Annotated in this window: 21 protein-coding genes; 8 read left to right on the forward strand and 13 right to left on the reverse strand. The window is 56.1% G+C overall.

Annotated elements, in window-relative coordinates:
- Window position 1: 1 nt before the first annotated feature.
- Complete coding sequence (locus tag EPE01S_RS09710; RefSeq protein ID WP_062744436.1) at window positions 2-2,554, reverse strand: DEAD/DEAH box helicase; 2,553 nt, start codon at window positions 2,552-2,554, stop codon at window positions 2-4.
- A 516-nt stretch (window positions 2,555-3,070) separates the two neighbouring features.
- Between EPE01S_RS09710 and EPE01S_RS09715 the strand changes: the two genes are divergently transcribed.
- The 3 genes from EPE01S_RS09715 to nrdG all read left to right on the forward strand — a co-directional run bounded on the left by EPE01S_RS09715 (window position 3,071) and on the right by nrdG (window position 6,983).
- The gene (locus tag EPE01S_RS09715; protein ID WP_062744437.1) at window positions 3,071-4,237 is read left to right on the forward strand and encodes a YbfB/YjiJ family MFS transporter; all 1,167 of its coding nucleotides are present in this window, start codon (window positions 3,071-3,073) and stop codon (window positions 4,235-4,237) included.
- A gap of 146 nt (window positions 4,238-4,383) precedes the next feature.
- A complete protein-coding gene (gene nrdD / locus EPE01S_RS09720) occupies window positions 4,384-6,522 on the forward strand; it encodes an anaerobic ribonucleoside-triphosphate reductase (protein WP_062744438.1) in 2,139 nt (712 codons plus the stop codon).
- On the forward strand, window positions 6,519-6,983 hold the full coding sequence (gene nrdG / locus EPE01S_RS09725; protein ID WP_062744439.1) for an anaerobic ribonucleoside-triphosphate reductase-activating protein: 465 nt from the start codon (window positions 6,519-6,521) through the stop codon (window positions 6,981-6,983). The genes nrdD and nrdG overlap by 4 nt, the downstream gene beginning before the upstream one ends.
- A 2-nt stretch (window positions 6,984-6,985) precedes the next feature.
- Here the strand turns inward: nrdG and EPE01S_RS09730 are convergent, their stop codons facing one another.
- The 3 genes from EPE01S_RS09730 to EPE01S_RS09740 are packed head-to-tail and all read right to left on the reverse strand — an operon-like array spanning window position 6,986 to window position 9,234.
- The gene (locus tag EPE01S_RS09730) at window positions 6,986-8,182 is read right to left on the reverse strand and encodes a glutathionylspermidine synthase family protein (protein WP_062744440.1); all 1,197 of its coding nucleotides are present in this window, start codon (window positions 8,180-8,182) and stop codon (window positions 6,986-6,988) included.
- 2 nt (window positions 8,183-8,184) lie between these two features.
- Window positions 8,185-8,808, reverse strand: a complete 624-nt coding sequence (locus EPE01S_RS09735) for a DUF1190 domain-containing protein (protein WP_062744441.1) — start codon at window positions 8,806-8,808, stop codon at window positions 8,185-8,187.
- Window positions 8,809-8,835: 27 nt separating this feature from the next.
- Window positions 8,836-9,234 (reverse strand): DUF350 domain-containing protein, encoded by a 399-nt coding sequence (locus tag EPE01S_RS09740; protein WP_062744536.1) that lies wholly within the window; start codon window positions 9,232-9,234, stop codon window positions 8,836-8,838.
- A 211-nt stretch (window positions 9,235-9,445) separates the two neighbouring features.
- Between EPE01S_RS09740 and EPE01S_RS09745 the strand changes: the two genes are divergently transcribed.
- Both EPE01S_RS09745 and EPE01S_RS09750 read left to right on the forward strand, forming a co-directional pair.
- On the forward strand, window positions 9,446-9,967 hold the full coding sequence (locus tag EPE01S_RS09745) for a type 1 glutamine amidotransferase domain-containing protein (RefSeq protein ID WP_062744442.1): 522 nt from the start codon (window positions 9,446-9,448) through the stop codon (window positions 9,965-9,967).
- A 100-nt stretch (window positions 9,968-10,067) separates the two neighbouring features.
- Window positions 10,068-10,373, forward strand: coding sequence for a GIY-YIG nuclease family protein (locus EPE01S_RS09750; RefSeq protein WP_062744443.1), 306 nt, complete (start codon window positions 10,068-10,070; stop codon window positions 10,371-10,373).
- Here the strand turns inward: EPE01S_RS09750 and EPE01S_RS09755 are convergent.
- Window positions 10,360-10,863, reverse strand: a complete 504-nt coding sequence (locus EPE01S_RS09755) for a GNAT family N-acetyltransferase (protein WP_062744444.1) — start codon at window positions 10,861-10,863, stop codon at window positions 10,360-10,362. The two genes, EPE01S_RS09750 and EPE01S_RS09755, sit on opposite strands and share 14 nt — an antisense overlap.
- A complete protein-coding gene (gene ubiT, locus EPE01S_RS09760) occupies window positions 10,857-11,381 on the reverse strand; it encodes a ubiquinone anaerobic biosynthesis accessory factor UbiT (protein WP_062744537.1) in 525 nt (174 codons plus the stop codon). The genes EPE01S_RS09755 and ubiT overlap by 7 nt, the downstream gene beginning before the upstream one ends.
- 208 nt (window positions 11,382-11,589) lie before the next feature.
- Between ubiT and ubiU the strand changes: the two genes are divergently transcribed.
- The 3 genes from ubiU (at window position 11,590) to EPE01S_RS09775 (ending at window position 14,723) form a co-directional block, all read left to right on the forward strand.
- Window positions 11,590-12,585, forward strand: a complete 996-nt coding sequence (ubiU, locus tag EPE01S_RS09765) for a ubiquinone anaerobic biosynthesis protein UbiU (protein ID WP_062744445.1) — start codon at window positions 11,590-11,592, stop codon at window positions 12,583-12,585.
- 8 nt (window positions 12,586-12,593) lie between these two features.
- Window positions 12,594-13,472: a U32 family peptidase gene (locus tag EPE01S_RS09770; RefSeq protein WP_062744446.1), complete on the forward strand. Its 879-nt coding sequence runs from the start codon at window positions 12,594-12,596 to the stop codon at window positions 13,470-13,472.
- 243 nt (window positions 13,473-13,715) lie between these two features.
- Complete coding sequence (locus tag EPE01S_RS09775) at window positions 13,716-14,723, forward strand: luciferase-like monooxygenase (RefSeq protein ID WP_062744447.1); 1,008 nt, start codon at window positions 13,716-13,718, stop codon at window positions 14,721-14,723.
- Window positions 14,724-14,785: 62 nt separating this feature from the next.
- On the opposite strand, the gene EPE01S_RS09780 is transcribed toward EPE01S_RS09775, so the two are convergent.
- From EPE01S_RS09780 to rbfA, 7 genes are all read right to left on the reverse strand, one after another.
- On the reverse strand, window positions 14,786-16,705 hold the full coding sequence (locus tag EPE01S_RS09780; protein WP_062744448.1) for a DEAD/DEAH family ATP-dependent RNA helicase: 1,920 nt from the start codon (window positions 16,703-16,705) through the stop codon (window positions 14,786-14,788).
- 16 nt (window positions 16,706-16,721) lie between these two features.
- Complete coding sequence (yrbN, locus tag EPE01S_RS24070; RefSeq protein ID WP_100229640.1) at window positions 16,722-16,778, reverse strand: protein YrbN; 57 nt, start codon at window positions 16,776-16,778, stop codon at window positions 16,722-16,724.
- Window positions 16,779-16,881: 103 nt separating this feature from the next.
- Entirely contained in the window at window positions 16,882-17,766 is an 885-nt protein-coding gene (nlpI, locus tag EPE01S_RS09785) for a lipoprotein NlpI (protein WP_062744449.1), read from the reverse strand.
- 129 nt (window positions 17,767-17,895) lie between these two features.
- Complete coding sequence (gene pnp, locus EPE01S_RS09790; RefSeq protein WP_062744450.1) at window positions 17,896-20,025, reverse strand: polyribonucleotide nucleotidyltransferase; 2,130 nt, start codon at window positions 20,023-20,025, stop codon at window positions 17,896-17,898.
- Between the two features lie 308 nt (window positions 20,026-20,333).
- Window positions 20,334-20,603 (reverse strand): 30S ribosomal protein S15, encoded by a 270-nt coding sequence (gene rpsO / locus EPE01S_RS09795; protein ID WP_062744451.1) that lies wholly within the window; start codon window positions 20,601-20,603, stop codon window positions 20,334-20,336.
- A gap of 107 nt (window positions 20,604-20,710) precedes the next feature.
- The gene (truB, locus tag EPE01S_RS09800) at window positions 20,711-21,655 is read right to left on the reverse strand and encodes a tRNA pseudouridine(55) synthase TruB (RefSeq protein ID WP_062744452.1); all 945 of its coding nucleotides are present in this window, start codon (window positions 21,653-21,655) and stop codon (window positions 20,711-20,713) included.
- Window positions 21,655-22,080 carry a 30S ribosome-binding factor RbfA gene (rbfA, locus tag EPE01S_RS09805; RefSeq protein ID WP_062744453.1) on the reverse strand — a complete coding sequence of 142 codons (426 nt, stop codon included), beginning with the start codon at window positions 22,078-22,080 and terminating at the stop codon, window positions 21,655-21,657. Before rbfA ends, truB begins: the two co-directional genes overlap by 1 nt.
- Window positions 22,081-22,102: the final 22 nt, after the last annotated feature.

Here is a 22,102-nt window from a genome sequence, read left to right on the forward strand (position 1 = left end):
GTTACGAAAACAGCGCAGTAAGATCGTCCGGGCTGAACTGGCCCGGTTCGCTCAGTTCATCATCCAGGATCTCACCGGCCAGATCGGCTTTTTGCTGCTGCATGGCGACGATCTTCTCTTCAATGGTGTTGGCGGCGATCAGCTTGTAGACAAACACCGGTTTATCCTGCCCGAGCCGGTAAGCACGATCGGTAGCCTGATTTTCTGCCGCCGGGTTCCACCAGGGATCGTAGTGGATCACGGTATCCGCCGCCGTCAGGTTCAGCCCGACGCCGCCCGCTTTCAGGCTGATCAGAAACACCGGCACTTCCCCCTCCTGAAAACGGCGCACGGGCTCATTGCGATCGCGCGTACTGCCGGTCAGCATCACGAAGGGAATACGTGCTTTCTGTAACTCTTCCGCAATAATGCCGAGCATGGTGGTGAACTGGGAGAAGATCAGAATGCGCCGATCCTCTGCCAGCAGGTCATGCAGCATCTCGCGCAGCAGCGCCAGCTTGGCGGACTGTTTGACCCGTTCGGCACGCGGATCAGACATCAGGCGCGGATCGCAGCAGATCTGCCGTAATTTCAGCAACGCGTCCAGCACCAGCAGATGGCTGCGCCCCGGCCCCTGCTGCTGCACTGCCAACTGCACCCGATCCTGCATGGCTTCCCGCACCTGGTCGTACAGGTCCCGCTGCGCGCCCTCCAGCGGTACGCTGCGGACGATGGTGTTTTTCGGCGGCAGCTCTTTGGCAACTTCCTGCTTGCGGCGGCGCAGCATAAACGGCCGCACGCGTTTTGCCAGCAGCTCGCGCCGCACTTTGTCACCGTTGCGCTCGACCGGAATACGCCAGTTCTGGGTGAAGTCGCGCTCGCTGCCCAGGAAGCCAGGCAGAAGAAAATCAAACTGTGACCACAGCTCGCCAAGATGGTTTTCCAGTGGCGTTCCGGTCAGGCACAGGCGATGACGCGTCTTCAGGGTGCGGATCACCGAGGCGGCACGCGAGGCGCTGTTCTTCACGTACTGCGCTTCATCAAGGATCAGCAGATGGTAGAAGTGTGCCACCAGTTGAGGCTGATCGCGCCACAGCAGCGAATAGGTGGTGATCACCACATCGTACTGCTCCAGCTGGTCGTAAAAATCTTTGCGCTGCGGCCCGGTCAGGGCCAGCACGCGCAGATCGGGCGCAAAGCGCCGGGCCTCACAGCACCAGTTGTGCACCAGGGTGGTCGGCACCACGATCAACGCCGGGCGATCCAGCCGCCCGGCCTCTTTTTCCAGCAGCAGATGCGCCAGCGTCTGGATGGTTTTTCCCAGCCCCATATCATCGGCCAGTACGCCCGCCAGCTGATGCTGACGCAGGAACTGCATCCAGTTCACCCCCTGCTGCTGATAATCACGCAGGGTCGCCTGCAATCCGGCAGGGGGAGCAATGGCCTGAATACCGCTGTTGCCACTCAGCCGTTCGGCCAGCTGGTGAACGGCATTATCACCGTCAAAAATCCAGCGGCTGCGATCGTCCGACTGACTGAGCCGCCCGATGTCCCACGCCGCCAGCCTGAGCGGCTGCGCGGTGTCAAACAGATCGATCAGATTGCCCACCAGCGGCTTAAGCTGGGCGGCGCGGAACAGCAGGCGCTGATTTTTATCATCACGCAGTTCAATCTGTTCATCGTCTGCGATCAGGCTGAGATTGCCGGACGTCCAGCGACGGTCACGCTCGAAAAGCTTTGCCAGCAGCGGCTCCAGCCGCACGCGACGGCGGCCAATCTTCATCGCCAGTTCCAGATCGAACCAGCCATCCTCGCCCTGGATCGCACGCCCTTCTATCGCATCCACCTCGGAGACATTCCAGGTAAAATCATCATCCATGCTGATGCGCCAGCCGCGTTTGCGCAGCGCCGGCAGGCCTTTTTTAATAAAGTCGCGCCACTGCGGCGGCGTTGCCGGGGCAAAAATGGCCGGGGGCAACGGTGCGGGGGTGTAGATATGGCCGGCAGGAATGGCGTTCAGCCCGGCCGAGTCAATCTGAGCCAGCCAGGACTGCTCCTCTTCGGTATGACGCTGAACGTGATAGCGCAGTCCCGAACGGTCGCTGAAGCTCTCCGAACGACTACCGGCATCCACGCTAACCCCGGCGTAATCAAAGCTGACGGAGGCAAAGTCGAGACGCTTTTGCCGGTGGCCGTAATGCCCGTAGCCGCTGATAAATTTGGCCCGGGACTGCAGCTGCAGCACCGGCACCGGCGTCGCCCGGATCGTGTCCAGCACCACCGTGACGTCCTGCTGGCGCGGCTGAAGATTAGCCAGCATCAGTGCCGCAACGTGCTTACAGTTATTCTTCACTGCGCAGCTGCACTCACCGCTGGCGAGCAGCCTGCCCTGCGGGCGGCTGAAATGCACCATCACGCTGAACGGTTCCGCTTTACGGCCCGGAACCTCCCCGGTTAACAGGTTATTCTGCCACTGAACATTCTGTACGCTGGCGACCAGATCGCGCGCACGGGCAACGGTTCGCGAGCCGAGCCAGCGAATGACCTGTTTTTCGTTATAAGCGACGGACGACATCGGGCAGTATCCCTGAGTAACCAGAGCGAAATGGGGTTCGCTCCACAGCAACCGACAATAGTAGTAACTCCTCAGGGTTGAATGCAACCACCACCGCACGTATGAGCGGCAAAAAATAGCGCTGCGTTCAGAAAGGCAGCAGGGCGAGTTACGCCCTGTTATCCCCTGTGATGTTTTTCTCCGCAGCCATTCATTAATATCGCCAGGTAGATACGAGGTAGATCCTGACCGCAGATCCCTGTTGAATCCTGTCGCGACGCACGGCAGGTCACACCTGCCGTGAACAGGTATCAGTATCGGCGACATTGCCAGACGGGAAAAAGACCAGACGGCCTTCACCGTTATTTCACTGTCCTGATAGTCACGTGTCAGGCGGAAGATAAACAAGGAATGCTGAAATTAACAAATAAAGTGTATTAATTAAGCCTAACCCTAATCACACTTATCGTTACCTCGCTATCGTTTATCTGCGTGCTAATTTATTCGCCATCAATGATGGGTCAGGGAATTGCAGGTATGTTGCATAACACCAAAAAAGCCCTTGTGCGCAAAGATATCCGGATAGCTTTCTATGGCGTATTACTACTTGCGCTGGGGGTCGGACTCAGTCGTTTCCTTTACACGCCGATGTTACCCGCCATGTTGGGAGAGCATATTTTCACGTTCCCACAACTGGCATGGCTGGCGAGTGCCAACTATGCCGGATATCTGGTGGGGAGCCTGGTATTTTCTTGGAGCGGTTTTCACCGCCCCCATTCGCAACATATGGTGTTTATTTTTGCGACGCTCTCCGTTGTTCTGCTCTTCGCGATGTGGGGGGTCACTCAGATTAGCCTTGCCCTGGCCGTGCGCTTTCTGGCTGGGGTGGCCAGTGCGGCATTAATGATCTTTGGTTCAGTGACGGTCCTGCACCACACCAATAATCACCGGGTGACAGCGTCCTTGTTTTCAGGGGTTGGCGTCGGGATTTTACTCGGCAATGAATGTGTGAATGTGGGCCTCAGCCACCACTTAACCTCTTATGATCTCTGGTTCGGTGCGGGCCTGGTGGGCCTGGTCCTGCTGATTCTGCTGGTTATCCTTTCCCCCAAAGCCATTGCGTTCACGCCGGAGTCACAACAGACACAGGTGCGAAAAAGCGCCGTGGTGAGCTGGTGGCAACTGATCATTATTTATGGCCTGGCCGGCTTCGGCTATATTATTGTCGCCACCTTTCTGCCGCTCATCTCCCATCAGCTCTCAGACAGCACGATCTCTCAGCACCTCTGGTCGCTGGTCGGGCTGGCCATTATTCCCGGCTGTTTTTTCTGGCTGCTGATGGAATATCGATTTGGCATCACGCTTTCCCTGATGTTTAATCTGATCCTGCAGGCGATCTGCGTACTGCTCTCACTGAATGGCCATTCACCTTTACTCCTGATCCTCTGCTGCCTCGGATTTGGCTTCACTTTTATGGGTACCACCGCGCTGGTGATGCCGCTGGCGAAGAAACTGCCGGTTCCTTCCGGTATCAATTTGATGGCGCTGGTAACCTTCACCTATGGTGTCGGCCAGGTTTGCGGGCCACTGATGACAGGATGGCTCCACGGCCACGCGGATCCGTTGAGGATGTCGATCATTATCGGCGCCCTGGCGCTGTTTATCGCCGCGTTGCTCTGCTTGAAACGTTCAACCGTTATCTGAGGGGGGCTGCGGGAAAGATTTTCCACTCTTAAGTTCCATGCGGTAAATCAATAAAATCACCATTATTCTCCGCACAAACACTACATATAGCGTTTACTATAGCCACCGAAACCTACATATAGTTTTCTTCCTTCAGGAGAGCAGCGGTGGCAACTCAGGTAATCAAGCGGGACGGCTGTCAGGTCGCCTTCGATCCAGCACGTATTGAGGCAGCGATTCGTGCTGCCGCACAGGCAGCCAGCATTGACGATAATGACTACTGCGCCACCGCCGCCAGCCAGATCAGCGCCCTGCTGACCGCCCGTCCCCGGGTGGATATTGCCGAGGTGCAGCTCGCGGTGGAAAACCAGCTGATGGCGGGATGTTACCCCCAGCTGGCACGCAGCTATATTGAGTATCGTCACGATCGCGACGTCGCCCGCGAGCTGCGCGGTCGTCTGAATCATGAGATCCGTGGTCTGGTTGAGCAGAGCAATCCCGCGCTGCTGAATGAAAATGCCAATAAAGACAGTAAAGTGATCCCGACACAGCGCGACCTGCTGGCCGGTATTGTGGCTAAACATTACGCCCGTCAGCATATGCTGCCGCGTGATGTGGTCAGCGCCCATGAACGCGGTGAGATCCACTATCACGATCTCGACTACTCTCCGTTCTTTCCGATGTTCAACTGCATGCTGATCGACCTGCGCGGCATGCTGACTCACGGCTTCAAGATGGGCAATGCGGAGATCGAACCGCCGAAATCGATCTCTACCGCCACCGCCGTCACCGCCCAGATCATCGCGCAGGTGGCCAGCCATATTTACGGCGGAACCACAATTAACCGTATTGATGAGGTGCTGGCACCGTTTGTTGAAGCCAGCCTGGAGAAGCACCGCGCGACCGCACAGCAGTGGCAGATTGCGGATGCTGAAGCCTATGCGCATTCGCGCACTGAAAAAGAGTGTTATGACGCTTTCCAGTCACTGGAATACGAGGTCAACACCCTGCACACCGCCAACGGTCAGACGCCCTTTGTCACCTTCGGTTTTGGCCTGGGTACCCGTTGGTCGGCGCGTCTGGTTCAGCAGTCGATCCTGCGCAACCGTATTGCCGGCCTGGGGAAAAACCATAAAACGGCAGTGTTCCCGAAGCTGGTGTTTGCCATTAAAGCCGGGCTGAACCAGGCGGTGGGTGAGCCTAACTACGACATCAAACAGCTGGCGCTGGAGTGCGCCAGTAAACGCATGTATCCGGATATCCTCAATTACGACCAGGTGGTGAAAGTCACCGGTTCGTTTAAAACGCCAATGGGCTGCCGCAGTTTCCTCGGGGTCTATGAGGAGAACGGCGAGCAGATCCACGATGGCCGGAACAATATCGGCGTGATCAGCCTGAACCTGCCGCGTATTGCGCTGGAGTCGGAGGGGGACGAGGGGCGCTTCTGGGTTCTGCTGGAGCAGCGCCTGCTGCTGGCGAAAAAAGCGCTGATGACACGTATCGCCAGGCTGGAAAATGTCAAAGCCCGCGTTGCGCCGATCCTCTATATGGAAGGTGCCTGCGGGGTACGCCTGAAGGCCGATGAGCCGGTAGCCTCGATCTTCCGCAACGGCAGAGCCTCCATTTCTCTGGGCTATATCGGCATTCACGAAACGCTGAACGCCCTGAGTGGCGGCAGCGTGCATCCTTATGACGATGAACAACTGCGGGCGAAAGGGCTGCAGATTGTCGCCCGGCTGCGTGAGGCCGTGGAAGCCTGGAAAGAGGAGACCGGCTACGGCTTCAGCCTGTACAGCACCCCCAGCGAAAATCTGTGCGATCGCTTCTGCCGCCTTGATGCCGCGGAGTTTGGTGTGGTGCCGGGTGTGACGGATAAGGGCTATTACACCAACAGCTTCCACCTTGACGTGGAGAAGAAGGTGAACCCATACGATAAAATCGACTTTGAGGCGGGCTACCCGCCGTTAGCCAGCGGCGGTTTTATCTGTTACGGCGAATATCCCAATATTCAGCACAACCTGAAGGCGCTGGAAGATGTCTGGGATTACAGCTACAGCCGGGTGCCTTATTACGGTACCAATACGCCGATCGACGAATGCTATGAGTGCGGCTTTACCGGCGAATTCGACTGCACCAGCAAAGGCTTCACCTGCCCGAAATGCGGTAACCACGACAGCACCCGCGTTTCCGTCACCCGTCGGGTATGCGGCTACCTTGGCAGCCCGGATGCCCGCCCCTTTAACGCCGGCAAGCAGGAAGAGGTAAAACGTCGGGTTAAGCATCTGCAAAACGGCCAGCTTGGATGAACATCCATCAGTATTACCCGGTGGATATCGTTAACGGCCCCGGCACGCGCTGCACGCTGTTTGTTTCCGGCTGCGTGCACGAATGCCCGGGCTGCTATAACAAAAGTACCTGGCGGGTAAACTCCGGGGTGCCGTTTACGCTGGATATGGAAGAACGGCTGATTGCCGATCTCAACGACACGCGCATTCCGCGCCAGGGATTGTCGCTGTCCGGCGGCGATCCTCTGCATCCGGCTAATCTCGCCGATGTCGGACGGCTGTTACGGCGGGTGCGCCGTGACTGTGCGGGAAAGGATATCTGGATGTGGACCGGCTACCGACGGGAGGAGCTGGACGCGCAGCAGCAGCGGGTGGTCGCCGAGGTTAACGTACTGATTGACGGGAAATATATCCAGGCGCTCAGAGACCCGGCGCTGCGCTGGCGCGGCAGCAGCAACCAGGTCATTCATCAGCTGCGCTGAGATCAGTCAGCGATAAAGTGCGGGATAAACCTTGAACTGTCTTTGGTGATCGGCCCGTTATCCTCACGAATACCGATACCCGCGGCGCTGTCGCCCACAATCCAGCTGCCGATCAGCGTATGGTCATGCCCGAACCGGGGTAACGGCGCACTGGCCTGCCAGATACGGGGTTCATCCGCGTATTCGCCGGGCTCACTGGCCAGCCGTTGCCGGCCATCGCGATCGGCATACATGGTGATATTCGCCCCTTCGCGCGAGAACAACGGTTTACTGACGAAACCGCGCCACTGAGCGCCCATTTCCTCCGCTAACCGCCAGCCCGGTTTATCCACTTCCCCGGTAAACCAGGCCGGCAGCAGGTTAGGATGCCCGCGATGCCAGCGCCACAGCAGCGGTAAGATGCCCTTGTTACTGAGCACGGTTTTCCACAGGGGTTCAATCCAGCGTTCACGGCCCTTGCGCAGTAGCGGTCCGTAATCATCACGCAGCATCCACTCCAGCGGGTAAAGCTTGAAGGCCTGTTCTATCACCCGATCCTGCATATCCGTGAGCACGCCCCCCACGCCCATGCCCACCTCTTCCAGATAGAGAAAACGTGTTTCAAGGCCTGCCTGTCGGGCGCAATCTTCAAGATACTGCACCGTGCCGCGATCTTCCGCCGATCCCTGACAGCAGCAAAAATAGAGCGGGTGCTGATTGCGCCATAGCGCCAGCCGCGCGATCAGCTTCTCCTGCAGGGAATTAAACTGATCGGCATGATGGGGGACCTGCCCCCTGCCCGCGACATCGGTCAGCCACTGCCACTGAAAAAACGCGGCTTCATACAGAGACGTGGGGGTATCAGCATTGTATTCCAGCAGCTTAACCGGCCCCTGGCCTCCCCAGCTGAAGTCCATCCGGCCGTAGAGTGAGGGTTCACGACGCTGCCAGCTGCGGGCAATGGCCTCCCAGTAGAGGGGCGGGATCGCCAGGGCTGTCAGCAGCTCTTCATCGCCGGTGACGCGATCGACCAAATCAAGGCACATCTGATGCAGCTCTTCCGTTGGCCCCTCAATATCCTGCTCTATCTGACGCAGGGTAAAGCGATAGGCCCGGGTTTCATCCCAGTACACTTCATCATCGATAATATGGAAGTTAAAACCGTAGCGGGCAGCGATGGCAGCAAGGTCGCGCCGTGGCGTGCAGGCGATACGTATCATCTTCAGCCCCCTGAACGATGATATGAACTGCCGCCAAACCCGCCGCGTGAGACCGTGCGCCCACTGAACTTATGGGCGTCAGCATCAGCAGAGGAACGCGTCCAGCGTGCTTCACTGCCCGGCGTCCTCAGCGTCTCACGATCGTTCGGATCACGATAGAAGGCGCGCCCGCCGCCGTAGTAACCGCCCCCTGAAGAGGACGCCCCCTGACTGTCTTCCTGCGGGCGCTTACCCATAGTAAAGCCCGCCAGTCGCGGCAGAAAATGGTGTGTTACCAGGCTGTAATGGCAGTTCCCGAGGCCATAATAGTTCTGACAGGCATAACTGTTATCAAATCCCTGTGAACTGGCATCCAGCTGTTGTTGGGCGGCCTGCTCCTGCGCCTCACAGGCCCGGAGGGAATAGCCTGCCTGCGTGCACTCATTGCTGCTGGCAAAGATGGTCTGCTCTTCCCCCTGGTCCCGGCAGCTGTGGAGCAGTGCCATACCGGTGCCGCCCATAATAACCAGCGTCAGCCATGTCGTGGATTTACGCGGCGCGTCATTCAGGGCTGCACCTTGCGAGAAGGACTTAAATTCCACCGGCTTTTGACCGCCCGAACGTGAGCGGCGACGTTTCTTTTTCAAGTTTACTGCTTCCCTGCCTGAAAAGTTTTAGTAGGTCATACAGGCTGCATTGATGATCCCTCCGCCAAGGGAGACCCCGCCGAGAAATAAGCCGACAGCCAGATGGTTATCTTCAATATGCTGGCTGATTTTCGGCAGATAAATGCGCGCCAGTCCAAACACCAGCAGTTGAACGACAAGCGCGACGGCACCCCATATAACATAATCGAGTAAATTGACGGAGTTAATCGCCACGCTGGCCAGCGGGATAATATAACCTAATAGTGCACCAATGAAACCCAGTGCCGCCGCCAGATTATTCTCTTTAATCAGGCGCCACTCGTTATGCGGGGTAATGCGTGTGTAGATAAACAGGAATATCAGCACCATTGCACAGCTGGTGAAAAAATAGGAGCCGAAAGCGAGTAACAGATGCAGCGTAGCCATGAATTCGTCCTGAAGGTGATAGGCAGAGTGAGAATTCATCATAAGGGGCGCTACCGGTAAACGCCAGCAGGCTGCATTTTCTTTACCTTTGTGTGCGCCTTCTTTTCCCGAAAAATCAGGAGCCTGTGAATTCAAAAGCCGCCCCGGGTTGATTTTCAGCGTCAGTGAACCACACTTATTCCGTTCTCAACGAAAGCTCACAGGAGGAAATATGAGCAAGAAGATTGCGGTGCTGATAACCGATGAATTTGAAGACTCAGAATTTACTTCCCCCGCCGAGGCGTACAGAAATGCCGGCCACGAGGTGATTACCATTGAGACTGAGGCCGGTAAAACGATTACCGGGAAACAGGGTAAAGCCAGCGTGAAGGTCGATAAAAGTATCGATGATGTGCATCCGGCTGAATTTGATGCCCTGCTGCTGCCGGGCGGTCACTCCCCTGATACACTGCGCGGTGACGACCGGTTTGTAGAATTCACCAAAGCCTTTGTTGCGCTGGGTAAACCCGTTTTTGCCATCTGCCACGGCCAGCAGTTGCTGATCAGCGCCAATGCGGTACGCGGGCGTAAAATGACCACGGTGAAACCGGTGGTGATTGACCTGAAAAACGCTGGCGCGGATTTTTACGATGAAGAGGTCGTGATCGACAACGATCGCCTGGTCACCAGCCGTACCCCGGACGACCTGCCCGCCTTTAACCGTGAATCCCTGCGTATTCTGAACGCCGCCTGATAGTGGCCCCTGGCCAGCTGCGGCTGGCCTTGCCCCCCTTAAGATCCCGTCGAAGATGCGCTAAAGTACCCTCCTCCTTCTTTGTGTGGATTGGGAAGCTATGCATTCTGCTGCACCTACCGGCTGGCAACTTTATATTGTGCGTACCGCCAGCGGGATGCTGTACACCGGCATCACAAATGACGTGGCACGACGCTTTGCGCAGCACCAGAGCGGTAAAGGCGCGAAGGCATTACGGGGTAAGGGGCCGCTTGAGCTGTTGTTTCACTGTGAGGCGGGGGATCGTTCGCTGGCGTCAAAGCTGGAATATCAGGTTAAACAGCTTAAAAAGTTGCAAAAAATCAGGCTGATAGAGCACCAGCCTGTGTCGCTTGTTCAGTGGCTTGCCGCGCTCAGAAACGCGTAAACGGCGCCGAGTATTCGATACGACCTTCCACGCCGTTAAAGGCGTCATCTGCCAGCTTGTAAACCTGGAAAGTCGCTGCAGTGCCTTCCCAGCGACAGTCCAGCTGGTGGCGCGCAGCCGGCTCAAACCCGTAAGGCCCGAAGTAAGCGGGGTCGCCCAGCACCACCACGGCGGCATAGCCGAACTCATTGAGCGTATCCAGCCCTTCATAGACAAGCTGCTTACCAATGCCCTGCCGGCGGACACGTTCATCAACCGCCAGCGGCGCTAATCCCACCCACTGACGATCTTCATCGTTCAGCGTGACCGGGCTGAACGCCGCATAGCCCAGCACCTGGCCATCATCATCTGTGGCCACCACGCCGAGCGTTAATAATCCGTCTTCACGGAGTTGCTGCACCAGTTCCGCCTCCGCAGAGGTGGGGAAGCTGCGGCGCAGCAGGCTGTCGATGCTGGCAGCATCAATACCTATTTCTGAACGAATTAACATGAGACACCTGCGCGATCCGCAGGGGAAATCGCGTCCTTTTTCAGTCCGGCCTCAATAAAGTCAGCCAGTTGCATTAGTCCGATGCGTAACGGCTTCGGCATGGATTCCAGGTCGATCGCATCCATCAGGTTTTTCACTTCCAGACCCAGCTCGGTATCACCTTCAATCAGCAGACGACGCTGAAAAAACAGGGTGTCCGGGTCCTGTCTGCGGGCGGCGATCAGCACCAAATCGTTGGCATTGCCACGGAACCAGACATCGGCTTCCGCGCGTTCGGCTACATGAAGTTCGCCCTGCTGCAGCGTCACTGACCAGCACAGTTCGAGATCGCTAACCTCGATTCCCAGCCAGCGCCCTTCCAGGAAATCCAGCTCACCTTCCGCCAGCGCCTGCTGAAACTGCCAGCGTAGCAATGCCTGCAGTAGCGGCTTCTTCACGGCAAACGGGGTAAACCGCAGTGGAAAACGCAGTAATTGCGGTCCGTGACGGACACAGCGGCTGCGTAGCGGGTTCAACACCATTATCACTCCTTACGAATAAATTTCAGCTATTTTGCCACAACAGCAAAATGCGTCTGACGGCTGGATCAACAAAGTGTGCGAACTATACGAGTTTTATCAGGGATCACGAACCCCATCAATACGCCATTAGCTGCCTTAAATCAAAATTTGTCACCGCTTTCCTCACTAAACTCATCAACTCTTCTGATTAGTTGGATCGATCCCTATGGAACTTCTCTGCCCGGCCGGAAACCTTCCGGCGCTGAAGGCGGCCATCGATAACGGTGCCGATGCGGTGTATATCGGCCTGAAAGATGAAACCAATGCCCGCCACTTTGCGGGTCTGAATTTCACCGACAAACGCCTGCAGGAAGCAGCACGCTACGTTCATCAGCGTAAACGCAAACTGCATGTGGCGATCAACACCTTTGCCCATCCTGATGGCTATGTGCGTTGGCAGCGCGCCGTCGATATGGCCGCTCATGCCGGTGCCGATGCTTTAATCCTGGCAGATATTGCCATGCTGGCGTACGCCGCAGAAAAATATCCCCATATTGAACGTCATGTTTCGGTACAGGCCTCCGCGACAAATGCGGCTGCCGTTCGCTTTTATCAGCGTAACTTCGATGTATCACGCGTGGTATTGCCGCGAGTGCTATCGATGCATCAGGTGCGCCAGCTGGCCCGCGATACCACCGTCCCCCTGGAGGTCTTTGCCTTCGGCAGTCTGTGCATTATGGCAGAGGGCCGTTGTTACCTTTCTTCTTACCTGACGGGCGAGTCACCCAATACGGTCGGCGCCTGCTCGCCTGCCCGTTTTGTTCGCTGGCAGCAGACCCCCGCCGGGCTGGAATCCCGGCTGAATGAAGTGCTGATTGATCGCTATGACGCGGGAGAAAATGCCGGATACCCGACGCTGTGCAAAGGCCGTTATAAGGTCGACAAGGCTCATTATCATGTCCTCGAAGAACCCACCAGCCTCAATACGCTGGCGCTGCTGCCCGAGCTGATGGCAGCGAATATCGTCTCGGTGAAAATTGAAGGGCGCCAGCGCAGCCCCGCTTATGTTGAACAGGTGGCACGGATCTGGCGTCAGGCCATTGACCGCTGTCACGCTGACCCGCAGAACTTTACCGCACAGCCGCAGTGGATGACGGCGCTCAGTGCGCTGAGTGAAGGTACACAAACCACGCTCGGTGCCTATCACCGGCAGTGGCAGTAGGAGACAGGATGAAATATTCACTGGGACCGGTACTGTGGTACTGGTCAAAAGAGACGCTGAACGCATTTTATCAGTCGGCCGCCGACAGTGACGCTGACATTGTCTACCTGGGAGAATCGGTGTGCAGTAAACGCCGCGCCACGAAAACCGGCGACTGGCTGAGTATGGCCAGGCAACTGGCTGATGCCGGCAAGCAGGTGGTGCTCAGTACGCTGGCACTGGTGCAGTCTCCTTCGGAACTGACCGAGCTGAAGCGCTACATTGATAACGGCGAATTCTTGATCGAAGCCAATGATGTCGGCGCAGTGACGCTGGCCAGCGAAGCCGGGATCCCCTTCGTCGCCGGCCCTGCGCTTAATGTCTATAATGCCGTCGCACTGAAACTGTTGCTGGACATGGGAATGACGCGCTGGTGCATGCCGGTGGAACTGTCGCGGGACTGGCTGATGCAGTTGATCAATCAGTGTGAAGAACTGGGCATCCGCCAGCGGTTTGAGGTTGAAGTGTTGAGCTATGGTCATCTGCCGCTGGCCCTGTCAGCCCGCTGCTTTACCGCCCGTTCAGAAAATCGCAGCAAGGATGAATGTCAGACCTGCTGTATTGACTATCCCCAGGGACGCCGTGTGCATACCCAGGAGGATCAGCAGGTGTTTGTTCTGAACGGCATTCAGACCATGAGCGGCAGCTGCTACAACCTGGGTAACGATCTGACCTCCATGCAGGGGCTGGTCGATATTGTGCGTCTTTCACCGCAGGATGCAGGAACGCTGTCGGTGATCCCCCAGTTCCGCGCTAACGAAGCGGGCCAGCGGCCACTGAAGATGGATCACCACGCAGACTGTAACGGCTACTGGCGACGGGTCGCAGGGCTGGAGCTGGTGAATTAAGACACGCTCGCGCCGATCCTGCGTTATCCTGGCGGCCGGTATCTCTCGTCAGGATAAATCCCGCTATTATAATAGTGGTGCATCAGTTACCTGATAACGGGGCAGAGGCTGATCAAAGCGTTCGCGCCGCTGTACCGTTAATTCCAGGAGTGCTGCGAACGGACAATAATACAGACAACAAATCCCTTAATCTGTCTCTTTTGTACCTGGCGCAGCGTCGGCCGTTAGACAAAGTGAGCAACTATGCCTGATAAAAAAAATGTACCGCTTTCGGTACTGGATCTCGCCCCCATTCCTCAGGGTGCCTCCGCGCGCGATGCGTTTCATGCATCACTCTCTCTGGCTAAGCAGTCTGAATCGCTTGGCTTTCACCGCTACTGGCTGGCAGAGCACCACAACATGTCCGGGATTGCCAGTGCGGCAACCTCCGTACTGATTGGTTATCTGGCGGCGAATACGCAAACCCTGCGTCTGGGGTCGGGCGGGGTGATGTTACCCAACCATTCACCGCTGGTGATTGCCGAGCAGTTCGGCACCCTGGAGTCGCTTTACCCTGGCCGTATCGATCTGGGTCTGGGCCGCGCACCGGGTTCCGATCAGCGCACCATGCTGGCGCTGCGCCGCCATATGGCCGGGCATGTCGATAATTTCCCATCCGATGTGAGTGAACTCATCCGCTGGTTCGATCACTCGGGGGAAGAGATGCCGGTGGTACAGCCGGTTCCCGGAACAGGGCTGAAAATACCGGTCTGGCTGCTTGGCTCCAGCCTGTACAGCGCGCAGCTGGCGGCGCAGATGGGCCTGCCTTTCGCTTTCGCTTCGCACTTTGCTCCCGATATGTTGTTACAGGCGCTGCATTTATACCGCGAGAACTTCAAACCCTCTGCGCGGCTGGATAAACCCTATGCAATGGTGTGTGTCAACGTGGTGGCTGCAGACAGCGATCGCGATGCGCGCTTCCTGTTCACCTCCATGCAGCAGCAGTTTATCAATCTTCGCCGCGGCAAACCGGGCCCGCTGCCCGCGCCGGTGGATAACATGGACAACCTGTGGTCACCGTCAGAACAGTACGGCGTGCAGCAGGCGCTGAGTATGTCGGTGGTGGGTGATAAAGATAAAGTCCGTCAGGGGCTGGCGGCGCTGATGCGTGAAACCCAGGCAGACGAAGTGATGGTCAACGGGCAGATTTTCGATACTCAGGCACGGCTTTACTCCTTTGAGCTGGCCATGCAGGCCCGCAACGCTCTGTAACCCTGATCGCAGGGCAAAAAAAAACCAGCCCGAAGGCTGGTTTTTTTATTTGGCATCAGTGATTACGCATCACGACGACGGGTAGGTGCTGCGCCGCCTTCAGTGCGTGGACCACGTGAAGGGCCACCCGGACGACGTTCACCGCCACGGTCATTGCTGAAGCGACGACCGCCTTCAGCACCACCGCGTGGGGCTCCGCCTTCACGGCCAGCGCCAGCGCCAAAGCCACCGCGTGCAGGACCGCCCGGACGACGTTCGCCGCCACGGTCATTGCTGCGTGGCTGTGCATCACCAATCAGCTGCATATTCATCGGTTTGTTCAGAATACGCGTGCGGGTGAAGTGTGACAGAACTTCGCCCGGCATGCCTTTTGGCAGTTCGATAGTGGAGTGCGTACCGAACAGCTTGATGTTACCGATGTAGCGGCTGCTGATGTCGCCTTCGTTAGCGATAGCGCCAACGATGTGACGCACTTCAACACCGTCATCACGGCCTACTTCAATGCGGTACACTTCCATATCACCGACGTCACGACGTTCACGACGTGGACGATCGCCTTCTGCGCGGGGTTCACGTGGTTCACGTGGGCCACGATCCGGACGATCGCTGCGGCCGGCCTGGCGGTCATCGCGATCGCGGAACTGGCTGCGCGGACGCTGTGGCGCATCAGCAGGAACGATCAGTGGACGTTCGCCCTGAGCCATTTTCAGCAGTGCTGCGGCCAGCGTTTCGATATCCAGCTCTTCTTCTGGCTGCATTTTAGCCAGCAGAGCACGGTACTGCTCCAAATCGCTGCTTTCCAGCTGCTGCTGAACTTTAGCAGCAAACTTCGCCAGACGGCGCTCACCCAGCAGTTCTGCGTTTGGCAGCTCGACTTCAGGAATGGTCAGCTTCATGGTGCGTTCGATGTTGCGCAGCAGACGACGCTCGCGGTTTTCAACGAACAGCAGAGCACGGCCGGCACGACCTGCACGACCGGTACGGCCGATACGGTGAACGTAAGATTCTGCGTCCATCGGGATGTCATAGTTAACCACCAGGCTGATACGCTCAACGTCCAGGCCACGGGCCGCAACGTCGGTGGCGATCAGGATGTCCAGACGACCATCTTTCAGGCGCTCCAGCGTCTGCTCACGCAGTGCCTGGTTCATATCACCGTTCAGGGCAGCACTGTTGTAACCGCTGCGCTCCAGCGCTTCAGCCACTTCCAGCGTCGCGTTTTTAGTGCGCACGAAGATGATTGCAGCATCGAAGTCTTCTGATTCCAGGAAGCGGGTCAGTGCATCCGTTTTACGGCCGTAAGCAGTCCAGTAGCTCTGGCTGATGTCCGGACGCGTGGTCATGCTTGACTGGATACGCACTTCCTGCGGATCTTTCATAAAGCGCTTGGTAATGCGACGAATGGCTTCTGGCATGGTGGCAGAGAACAGAGCAGTCTGATGATTGTCTGGGATCTGCGCCATGATAGTTTCAACGTCTTCGATGAAGCCCATACGCAGCATTTCATCGGCTTCGTCCAGCACCAGGCCGCGCAGGTTAGACAGATCTAACGTGCCGCGTTTCAGGTGGTCAAGCAGACGACCAGGCGTGCCCACAACAACCTGTGGTCCCTGGCGCAGCGCGCGCAGCTGCACGTCGTAACGCTGGCCGCCGTAAAGGGCAACCACGTTCAGGCCGCGCATATGTTTAGCGAATTCTGTCATCGCTTCAGCAACCTGCACCGCCAGTTCGCGGGTCGGTGCAAGCACCAGGATCTGAGGTGCTTTTACGGTTGGGTCAATGTTATGTAATAACGGCAGCGAGAAGGCTGCAGTTTTGCCACTCCCGGTCTGCGCCATACCCAGCACATCACGGCCCGCCAGCAGATGAGGAATACACTCAAGCTGGATTGGGGAAGGCTTCACGTAGCCCATGCCGGTCAGTGATTCGAGGAGGTCGGCGTTCAGGCCAAGGTCAGCAAAAGTAGTTTGGATATCAGTCATGTAGTACACGTGCCTCTTAGATTGCGGCGGCCAGTCTACATAACTCGTCGTGAAAATTTTCAGTCATTTTCATCAAAAAGTGTGAACCGGCTCAAATTAGTGGTTTTGACGAACAAAAAGGCCCTCATCCGCTAAGATGATGACTTTTCGAAAAAACGGGCAATGAAGTTCGTCAGCTATTGCTGGTCAGATTCTGATAAATCGTCTTGTGTCTGGCCGAGTAGCGCCAGCTCCAACAATGCATATCGATGCTCAACAAAGTTGTGAACGTTGTTGGCGACCGTCAGCTTGAACAACGCTTCTGCGTTGTCCTTCTCCCCCAGACTTAGGTAGTACTTACCTAAATAGAAGTTGGTTTCACTGAGATGTTCAGCGAGCGAGGTGTTATCCGTTGCGTCCGCCTGGAGCCGTTCCATCAGCGTTTTTTCGCTGATATCGCCCAGGTAGAACTCGACAATATTCCATCCCCATTGTTCCTTCACCGCTTTGTCGTAACGCTGCTTGAGCGAAACTTTTGCCTGGTCTGCGTTAATCTCACGTTCGGTGAGATACAGCCACAGGCTGCGGAAGGGATCGTTAGGATCGTCTTGATAAAACGCCAGCAGATCATCTTGCGCCAGTTTAAATCTTCCGCCGTAATACAAAGCGATACCACGATTTAAACGCGCATAATTGTAAGTTGGATCAAGCTCAAGTACAGAATCAAACGCTTCATAGGCAGCATCAAAGTTGCCTGCCTGCGTTAAATATATGCCTAAGTAATTGAATACTTCAGGCATATCCGGTCTGATAGACAGCGCTTGTGAAAAATCATTTCGCGCCAGTGCTCTCAAACCGAGACTATCATACAACACTCCGCGCTCATATAACAGCTGTGCGCGTTCATCATCGGTCAATGACCGACTGGCAAGTATTTGTTCCATGCGCGCGAGAATGACTTCCTGCTGCAGCGTAGGCTGCAAGGGGACCGCCAAAACTTCGTTCTTACGCCATTCGGTGTTGCTGCATCCTGCCAGCGTCAAAGCTGTCGCAACTATACACCAGCGCAAAAATGGCTTCATTTACCACTCCCGAAAACAAACATTGGGATGGACATCCTGTCATCCGCCTGCCGTTCACAAGGCCATCCAGCCCTCGCGATGAAACAATCCTCCGCACCCGAAGATGCGGAGAACTCAATGGTAATGCCGTTACTCTGCTTCAGGTGCTGCAGGAACTTCAGCTTCAGGCTGAGCCTGTTCGCTGGCTTCTTTGATGCTCAGGCGTACGCGACCCTGACGGTCAACTTCCAGTACTTTCACTGGTACTTCCTGGCCCATCTGCAGGTAGTCTGTCACTTTCTCAACGCGCTTGTCAGCGATTTGAGAGATGTGAACCAGACCTTCTTTTCCACCGCCGATAGCAACGAAGGCACCGAAGTCAACGATGCGGGTCACTTTACCGTTATAGATACGGCCCACTTCGATTTCTGCAGTAATCTCTTCGATACGACGGATAGCGAATTTCGCTTTCTCACCGTCAGTCGCTGCGATTTTAACCGTACCGTCATCTTCAATTTCGATGGTGGTGCCGGTTTCTTCGGTCAGCGCACGGATCACCGAACCCCCTTTACCGATCACGTCTTTAATCTTATCAACGCTGATCTTGATGGTATGGATGCGTGGTGCAAACTGAGAGATATCGCCGCGCGGAGTGCTGATTGCCTGTTCCATAACGCTCAGAATGTGCAGACGCGCACCCTTAGCCTGGTTCAGCGCTTCATGCATGATTTCGCGAGTGATGCCTTCAATTTTGATGTCCATCTGCAGCGCAGTGATACCTTCACGGCTACCGGCTACTTTGAAGTCCATGTCGCCCAGGTGATCTTCGTCACCCAGAATGTCTGACAGAACAACGAAGTTATCGTTGTCTTTCACCAGACCCATCGCAATACCGGCTACGGCTGCTTTGATAGGGACACCGGCATCCATCAGTGCCAGAGAAGCACCACATACGGACGCCATCGATGATGAACCGTTAGATTCGGTGATTTCAGACACCACACGCACGGTGTACGGGAACGCATCGCCTTTTGGCATCACGGCCAGAACACCACGTTTCGCCAGACGACCGTGACCGATTTCACGACGCTTAGGCGAACCGACCATGCCGGTTTCACCGACAGAGTACGGAGGGAAGTTGTAGTGGAACAGGAAGTTATCAGTACGCTCACCCATCAGTTCATCCAGGTTCTGCGCATCACGGGCAGTACCCAGTGTTGCGGTAACCAGTGCCTGAGTCTCACCACGGGTGAACAGTGCTGAACCGTGGGTACGTGGCAGAACGCCGGTACGCACATCCAGACCACGGATCATGTCTTTTTCACGGCCATCGATACGTGGCTCACCGCGCAGAATGCGGCTACGTACCACGTCTTTTTCCAGCGCGTGCAGAATGTCGCTGATCTCACCGGCATCCAGTGACTCATCTTCAGCCAGCAGGGCCGCAGTGGTTTCTGATTTGATCACGTCAACCTGAGCATAACGCTCCTGTTTTTCGGTGATACGGTAAGCGTCGCTCAGACGGGATTCCGCCAGCGCAGCGATACGGGCGTTCAACGCGTCGTTCGGTGCTTCTGGTGTCCAGTCCCAGCGAGGTTTGCCTGCTTCAGCCACCAGTTCGTTAATGGTGTCGATAACGATCTGCTGCTGCTCATGGCCATACACCACGGCACCCAGCATCTGGTCTTCGCTTAACAGTTCAGCTTCTGACTCAACCATCAGCACAGCGCCTTTGGTACCGGCAACGACCAGATCCAGTTTGCTCTCTTTCAGCTCATCGGTCGTTGGGTTCAGTACGTACTGGTCGTTCAGGTAACCGACGCGCGCAGCACCGATTGGACCGTTAAACGGCAGACCAGACAGTGACAGTGCCGCAGAAGCACCGATCAGCGCAACGATGTCCGGGTTAACCTGTGGGTTAACGGAAACAACGGTAGCGATAACCTGCACTTCGTTGACGAAGCCTTCCGGGAACAGTGGGCGCAGCGGACGGTCAATCAGACGTGAAGTCAGTGTTTCGCCTTCGCTTGGACGGCCTTCACGACGGAAGAAGCTGCCCGGGATACGACCAGCAGCGTAGGTACGCTCCTGATAGTTAACGGTCAGTGGGAAGAAATCCTGACCTGGTTTTGCATTTTTACGGCCAACAACGGTCACGAACACCGCGGTGTCGTCCATGCTTACCATTACGGCAGCCGTTGCCTGGCGGGCCATCATACCGGTCTCAAGAGTGACGGTATGCTGACCATACTGGAATTTTTTTACGATCGGGTTCAGCAAAATTAGTTCCTTAACTTCAGGGTCAGTAGTTTTTTATACCGACCGTGGATATTTAATCTTCATTTTGCATCCTCGCGACTAATGACAACCCTAATCCCAGATGGGATAAAGCCTCTCATTAGCCGCGCGAACGTCTGCAACTGAAGATCACACTCAGCAACAATACAATAGTTTGCGTGTAATTGCTGCCGCTTGCTTGAAAAAAGGGGCCTTAAAGGCCCCTTTCCAGCGAAACTCGCACCAGGTTGTCCGATGACCCACTTACACCTTCAGAAGATCTGAAACCGTGGCGGGACAACCTGTAAGACTTAGCGACGCAGACCCAGACGTTCGATCAGGCTGGTGTAGCGTGCAACGTCTTTACGCTTCAGGTAATCCAGCAGCTTACGACGCTGAGATACCATGCGCAGCAGGCCACGACGGCTGTGGTGGTCTTTCTTGTGCTCAGAGAAGTGACCCTGCAGATGAGTAATCTGCGCGGTCAGCAGTGCAACCTGAACTTCAGTAGAACCACTGTCGTTTGCGCCACGACCGAAATCAGCAACGATCTGTGCTTTAGTTTCAACACTTAGAGACATGAGACAACTCCAAAAATTAAGATAAATGTACAGGCGCCGATCTCTAATTCAGCAACCCAGTGTAAAGCCGCGCCATTCTACTCTTAGCGCTACTTAAGCGCAAATAGCTAGTCGAAATATTCTACAACCAGCCGGCGCGGGGCTACCCGTCCATCGTCGGCGATTTCCGCCATACCAATAAACTTATGCTCCTCGCCTTCCGTCACCCGCACCAGCCCGCTGGCAGGGGCGCCTGCGGCCTGAACCGGCATCCCCTGCTTAAAGTAAGCCGCGACCGAACTGAGCAGATTCACCACGGGATATTCCGCTGCCGGGCTGTCCATTGGCATCAGCAGTGCGTCCAGCAAATCAGCAGGAGACTGTTCGCTGCGGTGAGCTTCTTCCGTCAGGGCATTGAGCTGTTCCAGCGTCACCATTTTTTCGATGGGGTACGTGGCCACCTGCAACCGACGCAGGTAGGTAACATGCGCACCGCAGCCCAGCTTTTCGCCAAGATCGTCAATGATAGTGCGAATGTAAGTGCCTTTTGAGACATGGATTTCCAGCTCAAGCTCATGACCTTCGTGACGAATAAACAGCAGCTCATAGACCGTAATACTGCGCGACTCGCGCGGCACTTCAATGCCTTCACGGGCATATTCATACAGCTTGCGGCCCTGGTATTTCAGCGCTGAATACATGGACGGGATCTGCTGCGTTTCACCGCGGAAACTGTCCAGCGCCTGCGCCAGCGTGTCGGCACTGAACGCGACCGGGCGCTCGCTGACAATCACTCCATCGGCATCGGAGGTATCGGTGCGCTGCCCGAGACGGGCAATGACCCGATAACGCTTATCCGATTCCAGCAGATACTGGGAAAACTTGGTCGCTTCCCCCAGACAGATCGGCAGCATGCCAGTTGCCAGAGGATCGAGCGCGCCGGTATGGCCCGCACGATTGGCGTTATACAGGCGTTTGACTTTCTGCAGCGCGTCGTTGGAGGACAAACCGCCAGGCTTGTCCAGCAACAGAACGCCGTGGATATCGCGACCGCGACGACGAGGACGACTCATTACTCTGCTTTGCCTTCTTCCTGGTTCTCTTCCTGGCCATCTTCAACCGGGCCACGACGCTCTTCGTCATTTCTGACCACGTTCGTTACCAGATTAGACATGCGCATCCCTTCAACCAGCGAGTTGTCGTAGAAAAACGTCAGCTCAGGCACGATACGCAAACGCATCGCTTTACCGAGAAGGGAGCGGATATAGCCGGCAGCGTCACCCAGGGCACGCAGGCCGCCTTTGATAGCTTCTTCGTCTTTATCGTTCAGGAAGGTCACGAACACCTTGGCGTAGGCCAGGTCACGTGACACATCCACGCCGGAAACCGTTACCATCATGCCCAGGCGCGGGTCTTTAATCTCACGCTGCAGGATCATGGCGATCTCTTTTTGCAGTTCCTGAGAAACACGCTGCGGGCGACCGAATTCTTTCGCCATAATTTTATCTCTCTTATAAAAG

The organism is Erwinia persicina NBRC 102418, assembly GCF_001571305.1.
Taxonomy (GTDB): domain Bacteria; phylum Pseudomonadota; class Gammaproteobacteria; order Enterobacterales; family Enterobacteriaceae; genus Erwinia; species Erwinia persicina.

What these genes read in the sequence shown, in the direction of transcription:
- EPE01S_RS09710 (WP_062744436.1), bottom strand. Translation starts at nt 2,554, where the DNA reads ATGTCGTCCGTCGCTTATAACGAAAAACAGGTCATTCGCTGGCTCGGC.
- EPE01S_RS09715 (WP_062744437.1), top strand. Translation starts at nt 3,071, where the DNA reads ATGTTGCATAACACCAAAAAAGCCCTTGTGCGCAAAGATATCCGGATA.
- nrdG (WP_062744439.1), top strand. Translation starts at nt 6,519, where the DNA reads ATGAACATCCATCAGTATTACCCGGTGGATATCGTTAACGGCCCCGGC.
- EPE01S_RS09730 (WP_062744440.1), bottom strand. Translation starts at nt 8,182, where the DNA reads ATGATACGTATCGCCTGCACGCCACGGCGCGACCTTGCTGCCATCGCT.
- EPE01S_RS09740 (WP_062744536.1), bottom strand. Translation starts at nt 9,234, where the DNA reads ATGGCTACGCTGCATCTGTTACTCGCTTTCGGCTCCTATTTTTTCACC.
- EPE01S_RS09745 (WP_062744442.1), top strand. Translation starts at nt 9,446, where the DNA reads ATGAGCAAGAAGATTGCGGTGCTGATAACCGATGAATTTGAAGACTCA.
- EPE01S_RS09750 (WP_062744443.1), top strand. Translation starts at nt 10,068, where the DNA reads ATGCATTCTGCTGCACCTACCGGCTGGCAACTTTATATTGTGCGTACC.
- EPE01S_RS09755 (WP_062744444.1), bottom strand. Translation starts at nt 10,863, where the DNA reads ATGTTAATTCGTTCAGAAATAGGTATTGATGCTGCCAGCATCGACAGC.
- ubiU (WP_062744445.1), top strand. Translation starts at nt 11,590, where the DNA reads ATGGAACTTCTCTGCCCGGCCGGAAACCTTCCGGCGCTGAAGGCGGCC.
- EPE01S_RS09770 (WP_062744446.1), top strand. Translation starts at nt 12,594, where the DNA reads ATGAAATATTCACTGGGACCGGTACTGTGGTACTGGTCAAAAGAGACG.
- EPE01S_RS09775 (WP_062744447.1), top strand. Translation starts at nt 13,716, where the DNA reads ATGCCTGATAAAAAAAATGTACCGCTTTCGGTACTGGATCTCGCCCCC.
- EPE01S_RS09780 (WP_062744448.1), bottom strand. Translation starts at nt 16,705, where the DNA reads ATGACTGATATCCAAACTACTTTTGCTGACCTTGGCCTGAACGCCGAC.
- nlpI (WP_062744449.1), bottom strand. Translation starts at nt 17,766, where the DNA reads ATGAAGCCATTTTTGCGCTGGTGTATAGTTGCGACAGCTTTGACGCTG.
- rpsO (WP_062744451.1), bottom strand. Translation starts at nt 20,603, where the DNA reads ATGTCTCTAAGTGTTGAAACTAAAGCACAGATCGTTGCTGATTTCGGT.
- truB (WP_062744452.1), bottom strand. Translation starts at nt 21,655, where the DNA reads ATGAGTCGTCCTCGTCGTCGCGGTCGCGATATCCACGGCGTTCTGTTG.
- rbfA (WP_062744453.1), bottom strand. Translation starts at nt 22,080, where the DNA reads ATGGCGAAAGAATTCGGTCGCCCGCAGCGTGTTTCTCAGGAACTGCAA.